Below are 6658 nucleotides of genomic sequence, written 5' to 3' on the forward strand. Positions count from 1 at the left end.
GGGCGCGGCTATTCGTTCCAGTAGCGCGCAATCCAGCGTGCGGGCTCCATGTGCCGAAAGCGCTTGTTGCGGCGGCCGGCGAGGGCATCGGGCGGATTGCACTCGCCATGAAATATCACCACCCGCGCATCTGCAGGCACGATCGGCTCGCGCCAGTAATTGCTGGGCCAGGCGGGAATGCAGCTGTACTTGAAGCTGGGGCACCAGGCTTGTGGCCAGTACTGCAGTTTTCCCTGGCTGTGCAGCCGGTGTGACAGGTAGGCCTGCTCATTGCGAAATTGTGAGCGTACCTCGTTGATATGGGTGCGGAAGTAGTCCAGCAGGTCGGCGTGTGCGCCCAACTCGAACCGGTAGATCGACGAGTTGCCGGTGATGCGCCCGAACTGCCAGGGCCGCACATAGTCGCGGATGATGCGAAAGCTGCCGGGTTGCTCGAAAAATCCATCGAGGCTGCCCACCACCACCACGTCCAGGTCCATGAACAAGGCCGTGCCGCGCAGGCCATGCAGATCCGCTTCGAAGGTGGTGAGCTTTTGCCAGGCGCCATCGCGCTCGCCGGGCGCCAGATTCAGGTCCAGATCGGGAATCGGCAGGCAATGCACCTCCTGGCGAATGCCTGTGCTGTCGTCGGTCAGGCAAACGAAGTGAAAATCACCCGTGAGGTTGCGGCGCACCATCGCATACAGCCGGTTGACGTATTCGGGGCCGTATTTCGTGCCCCATTTCATGCAGATCACATGGCGCTGCTGCGCCGCGGCAGTGGGTGCGGCCATGGCGTCAGTCCGCCTGGCTTTTCTTGATCGACTTGAGCTTGGGCTTTTTTGCCCGCTTGATCTGCCCGCCGGAGGTGAGGCGCTGGTTGCCCAGCACGCGCAGTTGCTTGATTTCGGGCCGCTGGCCGCCACGTTTGCTGTATTTGAGCACCTTGACATCACGCGGGCCGGGCATGCGGTCTTCGTCCGGTGTGCGTTCCTTGGCAGGCTGGGGGCGCCAGAGCACCAGCAGTTTGCCGATGTGCTGGATGGGAGCCGCGTTCAGCTCTGCAGCCAGCTGCTGGTACATCAGTTCACGGGCCGTGCGGTCATCGTTGAAGATGCGCACCTTGATCAGCCCATGGGCGTTCAGGGCGGCATCAATTTCTTTTTGCACCGCGGCGGTCAGGCCATCTCCCCCTACAAGGACCACGGGGTCGAGGTGGTGGGCATTGGCGCGATGTTCCCGGCGCTCGGCGGGAGTCAGTTGAATTTGGGGCATGGCCGTATTATGTCTGCGGCCCGTCGCGGAGCGACTTCACCCCGTGGCGCGTGGTGAGCCCTTGACACAATCAGCGGTGCTGATTGTCGAGAGACAATGGAGCGGTATGAAAGTCAAAACCCAAAGCAAGAAGGTCAACAAGGCCTGGTTGAACGACCATGTCAATGACACCTACGTCAAACTGGCGCAGAAAGACGGCTATCGCGCGCGTGCGGCCTACAAGCTCAAGGAAATCGACGAGCAGCTGGGATTGATCAAGCCGGGCCATACGGTCGTGGATCTGGGCTCCACCCCCGGGGCCTGGAGCCAGTATGTGCGTCGGCGCCTGTCGCCTGCAGGGGCTGCGGCCGGGCAGCTCAATGGCTGCATCATTGCGTTGGACATTCTGCCCATGGAGCCCGTCGAGGGCGTGACTTTCCTGCACGGCGACTTTCGGGAGCCCGAGGTATTGCGGCAGCTGGAGGACGCATTGCAGGGCCGGGCCGTGGATGTAGTGGTGTCCGACATGGCGCCCAACCTGTCCGGCATCGAGTCGGCCGACGCGGCGCGCATTGCGCATCTGGTAGAGCTTGCCGTGGATTTTGCCTGCCAGCACCTGAAACCCGAGGGTACGCTGGTGGTCAAGCTGTTCCATGGCAGTGGCTACAGCGAGCTGGTGGCGCTGTTCAAGCGCAGCTTCAAAACCGTCAAACCGATCAAGCCCAAGGCCTCACGAGACAAGTCTTCCGAAACTTTCCTGGTAGGCATGGGTCTCAGAAACAATGCCTGAGGGGGGTGGGTTGGGTCCATGATTGACGCCATTCGGCGCCAAAGTCCGTGCTGAGCCCATGGCAGGCAGGGGGAATAAGACCCCCCGAGGCTTGAAACACCTAAAATGGGCCCTACGTAAGCCGTGACGGCTTTGTGACCGTTTTTTCCCGCGACTGGAGTCCTGCTTGAACAATCAGTGGTTTTCAAAAATTGCCGTGTGGCTTGTCATCGCCATGGTGCTGTTCACTGTGTTCAAGCAGTTCGACACCCGCGCCGGTGCGAGTGCCGGCCATGTCGGCTATTCGGAGTTCCTGGAGGAAGTGCGCAGCAATCGCATCAAGAGCGCCACCATCCAGGAAGGCCAGGGTGGCACCGAGATCGTTGCCGTCACCAACGATGACCGCAAGATCCGCACTACCGCCACCTACCTTGACCGCGGCCTTGTCGGCGATCTGATCAACAACAACGTCAAGTTCGACGTCAAGCCGCGCGAGGAAGGCTCCCTGCTCATGACCCTGCTGGTCAGCTGGGGCCCCATGCTGCTGCTGATCGGCGTGTGGGTGTATTTCATGCGCCAGATGCAGGGTGGCGGTAAGGGGGGGGCCTTCAGCTTTGGCAAGAGCAAGGCGCGCATGCTCGACGAAAACACCAACCAGGTCACGTTTGCTGATGTGGCTGGCTGCGATGAGGCCAAGGAAGAAGTGAAGGAAGTCGTCGATTTCCTGAAAGATCCCCAGAAGTTCCAGAAGCTCGGTGGCCGCATCCCTCGTGGCCTGCTGCTGGTCGGGCCACCTGGCACCGGCAAGACCTTGCTGGCCAAATCCATTGCGGGCGAAGCCAAGGTGCCGTTCTTCAGCATCTCGGGTTCTGATTTTGTGGAAATGTTCGTCGGTGTGGGCGCGGCCCGCGTGCGCGACATGTTCGACAACGCCAAGAAGAATGCCCCCTGCATCATCTTCATCGACGAAATCGACGCCGTGGGCCGCCAGCGCGGCGCAGGCCTGGGCGGTGGCAACGATGAGCGCGAGCAGACCCTCAACCAGATGCTGGTCGAGATGGACGGCTTCGAGACCAACCTGGGCGTCATCGTGGTAGCGGCCACCAACCGCCCTGACATCCTGGATGCCGCCCTGCTGCGCCCCGGACGCTTCGACCGCCAGGTGTATGTGACGCTGCCCGACATCCGCGGCCGCGAGCAGATCCTGAACGTGCACATGCGCAAGATTCCGATCGGCCAGGACGTGAATGCCGGCATCATCGCCCGTGGCACGCCGGGCATGAGCGGCGCCGACCTGGCCAACCTGTGCAACGAAGCCGCCCTGATGGCTGCGCGCCGCAACGCACGCACCGTGGAAATGCAGGACTTCGAAAAGGCCAAGGACAAGATCCTCATGGGCCCAGAGCGCAAGAGCATGGTCATGCCCGAGGAAGAGCGCCGCAATACGGCCTACCATGAATCCGGCCATGCACTGATTGGCAAACTGCTGCCCAAGTGCGACCCGGTGCACAAGGTCACCATCATTCCCCGTGGCCGCGCCCTGGGCGTGACGATGAGCCTGCCCGCGCAGGACCGCTACAGCTACGACCGTGAGTACATGCTCAACCAGATCAGCATGCTGTTTGGTGGCCGTATTGCCGAAGAAGTGTTCATGAACCAGATGACGACCGGCGCCAGCAACGACTTCGAGCGGGCCACCCACATCGCCCGCGACATGGTCACGCGCTACGGCATGACCGATGCCTTGGGCCCCATGGTCTATGCGGAAAACGAAGGCGAGGTGTTCCTGGGCCGTTCGGTGACCAAGACCACCACCATGAGCGAGCAGACCATGGAAAAGGTGGACATGGAAGTGCGCCGCATCATCGACGAACAGTACAACCTGGCCCGTCGCCTGATTGAAGAGAACAGCGACAAGATGCACGCCATGGCCAAAGCTTTGCTGGAATGGGAGACCATCGACACAGAGCAGCTCGACGACATCATGGCGGGCAAGGCACCGCGCCCACCCAAGGACTGGACGCCGCGTACGCCCCCATCCTCCGGCGATGGCCCCAGCGGCGGGTCGCCCGCTGTGACCACGGAGCCCGCCCCTACCGTTGCTTGACGCGGGAGCATCTTCGTCACCAAAACGGGGCTTGCGGCCCCGTTTTTGTTTTCACCACCCATTTTCCCGGAGGCCCATGTTCTGGCAAACCACCCGATTCACCCTGGATCTGACCCGCCCACACACCATGGGCATTGTCAATGTGACGCCAGACTCCTTCTCCGACGGGGGGCGCCATGGATCCACTGTGGCAGCGTTGCGCCACTGCGAGCAACTTGTGAAGGATGGCGCCGACATCCTCGACATTGGCGGTGAATCCACCCGTCCCGGGAGCCCGGCCGTGGGTCTCGACGAGGAACTGGCGCGTGTACTCCCCCTGGTGCGCGAAGCGGTGGGCCTGGGCGTGCCGATCTCGGTGGATACCTACAAACCCGAGGTCATGCAGGCGGTGCTCGATCTGGGGGCCGATATCGTGAACGACATATGGGCTTTGCGCCAGCCCGGTGCGGTGCAGGTGGTGGCGCGACACCCGCACTGCGGTGTGTGCCTGATGCACATGCACGGTGATCCGCAGACCATGCAGGTGGCGCCCATGGTGGGCGATGTCATGCCGCAGGTGCTTTCCTTTTTAGAGCTTGCAGCGCATGACCTGCAGGCGCAAGGGGTCAAGAAGGCCAGAATTGTGCTGGACCCGGGTATTGGCTTTGGCAAAACAGTGGCGCAGAACTTCGCCCTGCTGGCGCGCCAGCGCGAGTTGCTGGCGCCGGGCTATCCGTTGCTGGCAGGCTGGTCGCGCAAATCATCACTGGGTGCTGTGACGGGCCTGGACGTGGAGCACCGGCTGCAGCCCAGCGTGGCCGCTGCGCTGCTCGCGGTGGAGCGCGGTGCCCGCGTGGTGCGCGTGCACGATGTCCGTGAAACGGTGCAGGCATTGGCGGTCTGGCGTGCCATGGAGTCAGACCCTGTGGTGGCTGGGTAAGGGCAGCCCGGCGCTATTGGCAACGCCTCGCGGGGTACTTGGCTGCGACGGGGCCGCAGGACCGAGGCGGGCTTGCCATGCGCTAGACTCAAAATTCACAATATCAGTGCAAAGCCGTTTCCATGACTCAAAAATACTTTGGTACCGATGGCATTCGCGGCACCGTCGGGCAGTTCCCCATCACCGCTGATTTCGTATTGCGTCTGGCGCATGCCGTCGGTCGGGTCTTGAAGCAGACCGAAGAGCGTCCCACGGTGCTGATTGGCAAGGACACGCGCATTTCAGGCTACATGCTGGAAAGTGCGCTCGAGTCAGGCTTCAATTCGGCGGGCGTGGATGTGGTGCTTCTGGGGCCCATCCCTACGCCGGGCGTGGCCTACCTGACCAGGGCGCAGCGGGCCAGCTTGGGGGTGGTCATCAGTGCCAGCCACAACGCGTATCCCGACAACGGCATCAAATTCTTCAGTGCGCAGGGCACCAAGCTGCCGGATGCCTGGGAGCTCGCGGTGGAGGCCGCACTGGATGAATCCCCCAAGTGGGCTGATTCGGCCTCCCTGGGCAAAGCCCGCCGTCTGGACGATGCGGCAGGCCGGTACATCGAGTTCTGCAAGAGCACGGTCCCGCATGCACTGTCGTTGCGAGGCCTCAAGATCGTGGTGGATGCCGCCCATGGTGCCGCTTACCAGGTGGCTCCCAAGGTGTTCCATGAACTCGGCGCCGAAGTACTGACCATAGGCTGTGCGCCGGATGGTCTCAATATCAACCAGGAGGTGGGCGCCACCCATCCCGATGCACTGGTGCGGGCGGTGCGCGCCAACCATGCCGACTATGGCATCGCTCTCGATGGGGATGCCGACCGGCTGCAGATGGTGGACGCGACAGGACGTTTATACAACGGGGATGAGTTGCTGTACCTCATGGCGGCCGATCGCATGGGGCGCGATGAGCATGTGCCTGGTGTGGTGGGCACCGTGATGACCAACATGGCCATCGAGCTTGCTCTGCATGCGCGCGGCGTGAAGTTGGTGCGGGCACGCGTGGGCGATCGCTACGTACTGGAAGAGTTGGCACGCCACCACTGGGTTTTGGGCGGCGAGAGCTCGGGCCACCTGCTGGCGCTGGACCGCCATACGACGGGCGACGGCATTGTCAGTGCCTTGCAGGTGTTGCAGGCATGCGTGCGCAATGGGCAAACCATGGCACACATGCTGTCTGGCGTGGTGCTTTATCCCCAGGTGCTCTTGAATGTCCGCCTGGTGCCGGGGCAGGACTGGAAGTCCAACAAATTGCTTGCACAGACCACCCAGGCTGTTGAGCAGGAGTTGGGTTCCACCGGGCGCATCCTGATCCGTGCCAGCGGCACGGAGCCCCTGCTGCGGGTGATGGTGGAGGCGCGTGATGCGCAAATGGCCAATCGCTGCGCGCAGGCTCTGGCCGATGCGGCGCGCGCCGGCTGAATTTTTTGCGCCCAGGGGGCGGGAAAGCGCTGGAGCGTTTTCCTGATCGGTAAGAGCCTGTTTACGATCTCGCAGGGGTCGCGCAGCGGTCTTTGCGCGATGGGATGCCAGGCGCGGTGCGCAGTGGATAGCCCGGCTATCCACAAGCGCCGCAACGCCGCAGACCGCCCGCA

General features: G+C 62.6%; 6 protein-coding genes. 4 read left to right on the plus strand and 2 right to left on the minus strand.

Annotation, left to right across the window (positions count from 1 at the left end):
* Window positions 1-8: 8 nt before the first annotated feature.
* Together K225_RS0113260 and K225_RS0113265 are read right to left on the minus strand one after the other, a co-directional pair.
* On the minus strand, window positions 9-773 hold the full coding sequence (locus K225_RS0113260) for a hypothetical protein (RefSeq protein WP_026436875.1): 765 nt from the start codon (window positions 771-773) through the stop codon (window positions 9-11).
* Between the two features lie 4 nt (window positions 774-777).
* On the minus strand, window positions 778-1254 hold the full coding sequence (locus K225_RS0113265; RefSeq protein ID WP_026436876.1) for a YhbY family RNA-binding protein: 477 nt from the start codon (window positions 1252-1254) through the stop codon (window positions 778-780).
* 106 nt (window positions 1255-1360) lie between these two features.
* On the opposite strand from K225_RS0113265, the gene K225_RS0113270 reads away from it, so the two are divergent.
* From K225_RS0113270 to glmM, 4 genes are all read left to right on the plus strand, one after another.
* Window positions 1361-2023, plus strand: coding sequence for an RlmE family RNA methyltransferase (locus tag K225_RS0113270; RefSeq protein WP_026436877.1), 663 nt, complete (start codon window positions 1361-1363; stop codon window positions 2021-2023).
* 166 nt (window positions 2024-2189) lie between these two features.
* The gene (gene ftsH / locus K225_RS0113275) at window positions 2190-4109 is read left to right on the plus strand and encodes an ATP-dependent zinc metalloprotease FtsH (RefSeq protein WP_026436878.1); all 1920 of its coding nucleotides are present in this window, start codon (window positions 2190-2192) and stop codon (window positions 4107-4109) included.
* 76 nt (window positions 4110-4185) lie between these two features.
* Window positions 4186-5028 carry a dihydropteroate synthase gene (gene folP / locus K225_RS0113280; protein ID WP_026436879.1) on the plus strand — a complete coding sequence of 281 codons (843 nt, stop codon included), beginning with the start codon at window positions 4186-4188 and terminating at the stop codon, window positions 5026-5028.
* A 122-nt stretch (window positions 5029-5150) separates the two neighbouring features.
* Window positions 5151-6485 carry a phosphoglucosamine mutase gene (gene glmM / locus K225_RS0113285; protein WP_026436880.1) on the plus strand — a complete coding sequence of 445 codons (1335 nt, stop codon included), beginning with the start codon at window positions 5151-5153 and terminating at the stop codon, window positions 6483-6485.
* Window positions 6486-6658 lie beyond the last annotated feature (173 nt).

Source organism: Acidovorax sp. JHL-9, assembly GCF_000426205.1.
Classification (GTDB): Bacteria; Pseudomonadota; Gammaproteobacteria; order Burkholderiales; family Burkholderiaceae_C; genus Acidovorax; species Acidovorax soli.